Genomic DNA, 1553 nt, shown 5'->3' with positions numbered 1-1553 from the left:
GTCGAAGAAGCGGTTGAGGGGCTCGATGATGTCAAGCTCCTGGTTCAGCAGCCACTCCATCTGCAGACCGTGCAGTACAGCCTGGAGGAGAGCGGCCGCGCTGTCCGGGTCCAGCCCCTCCCGCAGCTCTCCCTGTCCCGCGCGCTCCCGCATGGCCAGGACCGTATAGGCGCGCACTCGTTCGTGGCGGTCGACGAAGTACGCGTGGGCAGGATGGTCGGGCCGCGAGGCGGCAGCGGCCAGTTCCACCCACAGACGCATCAGCTCGGGCGACTTCTGATGCCCGCGCAGGATCTCCGCGAGGTACCGCACGGGCGAGTCCGGCCCATCGGCTCTGCCTTCACCCCCGCCTTCGGGATCGGTGAACGCGCGTTCCCATTCCTCGTGGTCGCGCTTCGCGAGAACCGCGGTCAGCAGTTCGTCCTTGTTCTCGAAATGGTGGAGCACGGCGGCGTGACTGATACCGGCGCGCTTCGCGATGTCTCGAAGTGAAGCCCCCGCGTGACCGTGTTCGGCGAAGCTGTCCCGTGCCGCGCGGATGATGTCCGCCCGCCGGGCCGCCGTCTTCGCGTACGGCCCACGCACCTTTGCCCGGTCCACGTCACGTCCCCTCGCCGGTGGCCGCACCCTGTCGACGGCGGCCGGAGTCGGGTTCTCGTCGAAAGCCGCCCCTGGCACCGTAGCGCCTCTCCCCCGATGCATCCAGATGGTCAATATTCAAATGAGCCGCACCGGGCTTCCACCTGGTTCGAAATAGAACGCTCCGATCACGAACGGCACGCGCCCTCTCCCCGACCGCTCTTGCCGGCGCCCACGTTCCACGAACGAAATTCAACCACCCGGTAAGCGTTGCCGAGTCGACGTGCGCGAGACGCAGGGAGCCGGTTCACGTGACCACGCACCGCGCCTGCGGCCGGCGTCGAGGACCCGACCACGAGCCGGTCGGCAGGAGCCCCGGGGTGGCGTCAGCCGCAAGCAGAGCACCGACCCCGGACCGCACGGGACAAAGGAAATCCACATGACGCGCATTCGGTCCAACGACCCGTGATCGCGGTTCCGGGCACTGCCCCGCGATCAGGAGGTGTCCGTGCTGGCGTTGACAGCGTGTGGCGGAGGAACGGTGAGCGCGTCGTCGCCCGACGCCAAGACGCTCTCCCTCGCCATCCAGTCCACTCCCGACTCCTTCGACCCGGCCCAGCCCACCGACGGGCGGCCGGCCTTTGTCTGGAGCGCCCTCTACGACCCACTCCTGCACACCGACGACAAGGTCGAGCCGGCGGCCCGCTCGGGCTCCCGGGCGGCGATGGCGGTGACCTCGACGCCGTCGAGGGTCGCGGCGGGCTCCAGGAGTGCGGACCGCACGACGCGGGCGGCGCCGCGCACGCCGACGCAGACGCTCATCGGGCAAGGCCCGGGACGACGGACTGCAGGAAGTCGCGGATGGCGGACTCCACTTTGATCGAGTCCCGGTCGAAGAGCCACTGGGCCTGAAGGCCGTTGATGAGGGCGAGCGTCGTCGCGGCGAGGACCTCCGGGTCTGCCGCCGAGCGCAG

The 1553-nt window shown here is 69.3% G+C and carries 2 protein-coding genes; both read right to left on the bottom strand.

The annotated features are described in order from the left end of the window. A partial coding sequence (locus AB0J04_RS46100) for a TetR/AcrR family transcriptional regulator (RefSeq protein WP_363174728.1) occupies nt 1-600 on the bottom strand: 600 nt, incomplete at its 3' end. Nucleotides 601-1236: 636 nt separating this feature from the next. Next, complete coding sequence (locus tag AB0J04_RS46095) at nt 1237-1401, bottom strand: hypothetical protein (RefSeq protein WP_363174727.1); 165 nt, start codon at nt 1399-1401, stop codon at nt 1237-1239. Nucleotides 1402-1553 lie beyond the last annotated feature (152 nt).

It is taken from the genome of Streptomyces sp. NPDC050263 (assembly GCF_040655955.1).
In the GTDB taxonomy this organism is placed as follows: domain Bacteria; phylum Actinomycetota; class Actinomycetes; order Streptomycetales; family Streptomycetaceae; genus Streptomyces.
Note: the sequence above shows the minus strand (reverse complement) of the source record. Positions and strands in the feature narration are given on the sequence as shown.

Coding starts and splice junctions, on each gene's coding strand:
- AB0J04_RS46095 (WP_363174727.1), bottom strand. CDS start 1,401: ATGAGCGTCTGCGTCGGCGTGCGCGGCGCCGCCCGCGTCGTGCGGTCC.